Raw genomic sequence first — 2,252 nt, 5'->3', positions numbered from 1 at the left:
GGCAGCCTTGGGCGCCGCCTGCTGCGCCACGGCCGGCGCGACCGAGAGGGCCAGGCCCACAGCGAGGGTCGCAGCCGGCAAAAATTTCAAAACGCTCTTCATTCCTAGTCTCCTTTCGGCTTACGCCGTTCAATCACGCGAATTCCCTCGCCACCCGCCAGAACAGCGGAGCTGGCCAAGCCGATGAACAAGCCATGCTCGACCACGCCGGGGATGGCGCTCAACGCCTTGGCGAGACCGGGTGGATCCACAATACGTCCGAGATGGGCATCGACGATCCAGTGGCCGCCATCGGTGACGAAAACGTGGCCGTCCTTGTCCCCTCCCTTGGCCTTGCGGACCGCCATTTGCCCGGAAACGCCGCACTCGGCAAATGCCTTCTCGATCGCGCGGCGCGTCGCGCCGAGGCCGAACGGGATGACTTCGACCGGCAGCGGAAAGCGGCCGAGCGTTGGTACCCATTTGGTGTCATCGGCAATCACGATCATGCGATCCGAAGCGGCCGCCACGATCTTCTCGCGCAGCAGCGCGCCGCCGCCGCCCTTGATCAAATTGAGCTCAGGATCGATCTCGTCGGCGCCGTCGACGGTGATGTCGAGATGGTCGATCTCATCGAGCGTGGTCAGCGGCACGCCGCAGCGCTCCGCATCCGCCCGCGTCGCTTCCGACGTGGGCACGCCGATCACCTTGAGCCCGGCGGCGCAGCGCTCGCCGAGCAGCTCGACGAAATGTTTGGCGGTAGAGCCGGTGCCGAGCCCGAGCTGCATGCCGTCCCGCACCTCATCGAGCGCGCGCGCCGCGGCCTGCCGCTTCAACTGGTCCATGTTCACCTGTGCGCCCGCCTCTGAATCCGGAAGATGTGCCGCCGATCGTGGCCACTTTCGGCGGCCTATGTAGCCTCGTTTTTCTCGCGGGAACAGGCCTATAAGGTGATCTTATGGGCCCGCCCCTTGCGTGGACACGACCGGGCCGGTAGCGCTTGGACCATGACCTCCCCTCACACCATCGTCTTCGATCTCGACGGCACGCTTGTGGATACGGCGCCCGACCTGATCACCGCCCTGAACTACGTGCTCGACCGCGAAGGGCTGCCGCCCGTGCCGATGGCCTCGGCCCGCAACATGATCGGGGCCGGCGCCCGCAAGCTGATCGAACGGGGGTTGGAAGCGGAGGGCCGCACCGTCACCCCCGCCGACATGGACCGGATGACGGCGGATTTCATCGGCTATTATGCCGATCACATCGCGGTCGAATCCCGCCCCTTCGAGGGGCTCGAGGCCGCCCTCGACCATTTTGCGGCCCAGGGCCACCGCCTCGCGGTGTGCACCAACAAGCTGGAATGGCTCTCCAAGCGCCTGCTGGACCAGCTCGACCTCAGCCGCCGCTTTGCCGCGATCTGCGGCGCGGACACGTTTGGTGTCCAGAAGCCCGATCCGACCATCTTTCGCGAGACCGTGGCGCGCGCCGGCGGCGCGGTCAAAGCCAGCATCATGGTCGGCGACGCCGGAACCGATGTCGGAGTGGCCCGGCGGGCCGGGGTACCCGTGATTGGGGTCAGCTTCGGCTACACGGACGTGCCGATTGCCGAGCTGAAGCCGGACCGGCTGATCCATCACATGCGCGACCTGCCGGCCGCCGCCAGCAGCCTGATGACCGCATAGTGCCTATCAAGCCACTGGAATTGCTTCGTTATTCCGCAAGCTCGCGCATTAACCATTCATTAACTATGCCCCGGGCGCCGGTTGCCTGCCCCAAACGACGCCCCTAAGGTCCGCGCGGGGTTATGTGGCGGTTCGTCGCAGTTGAAGTGGATGGGTCATGCGTCGTGGCATCGCGGTTGCGTTAGCGGGAGCGGGTCTGTTGGGAGCGGCAAGTCTTGGCGGCTGCTCCTCGATGTCCTGGGACATGTTCAAATCAGCCCCGCCGACCGTCCAGGTCCGGCTCGAATCCAATCCCCCGGGTGCCGACGCCACGACCTCGCTCGGTCAGGGCTGCAAGACCCCCTGCTCCGTCTCGGTTCCCGCTCCTGACACCCCTTTCACGGTCGCTTTCGCGCTGCCCAAGTTCCAGCCTGCGAGCGTCCCGGTGAATGTGATCAAGAATCCCGGGGATTTCACCACACCCGCCTCGGTGACCACCGACCCGAATCCGGTGTTTGCGGAGCTGCAGCCGGCCACCCCGCCAAAACCGGTTCGCAAGCCGCACCGGCCCAGGAAGCCCAAACCGGCTGCGGCCGCGCCTGCCGCAGCACC

At 66.1% G+C, this 2,252-nt stretch carries 3 protein-coding genes; 2 read left to right on the top strand and 1 reads right to left on the bottom strand.

Going from position 1 to position 2,252, the window contains the following annotated elements:
- Positions 1-104 precede the first annotated feature (104 nt).
- On the bottom strand, positions 105-830 hold the full coding sequence (rpiA, locus tag MOV74_RS36450) for a ribose-5-phosphate isomerase RpiA (protein ID WP_246932151.1): 726 nt from the start codon (positions 828-830) through the stop codon (positions 105-107).
- A 156-nt stretch (positions 831-986) separates the two neighbouring features.
- On the opposite strand from rpiA, the gene MOV74_RS36445 reads away from it, so the two are divergent.
- A complete protein-coding gene (locus MOV74_RS36445) occupies positions 987-1,661 on the top strand; it encodes an HAD family hydrolase (protein WP_246932149.1) in 675 nt (224 codons plus the stop codon).
- Positions 1,662-1,818: 157 nt separating this feature from the next.
- The coding region (locus tag MOV74_RS36440) for a hypothetical protein (protein WP_246932147.1) at positions 1,819-2,252 on the top strand (434 nt) is incomplete at its 3' end.

Source organism: Bradyrhizobium sp. SHOUNA76 (assembly GCF_023006445.1).
Classification (GTDB): domain Bacteria; phylum Pseudomonadota; class Alphaproteobacteria; order Rhizobiales; family Xanthobacteraceae; genus Bradyrhizobium.
The sequence above is the reverse complement of the archived record's forward strand: the minus strand, read 5'-3'. Positions and strand labels throughout refer to the sequence as shown.

Excerpts from the sequence above, each read along its gene's own strand:
- MOV74_RS36445 (WP_246932149.1), top strand. The coding sequence starts at position 987 with ATGACCTCCCCTCACACCATCGTCTTCGATCTCGACGGCACGCTTGTG.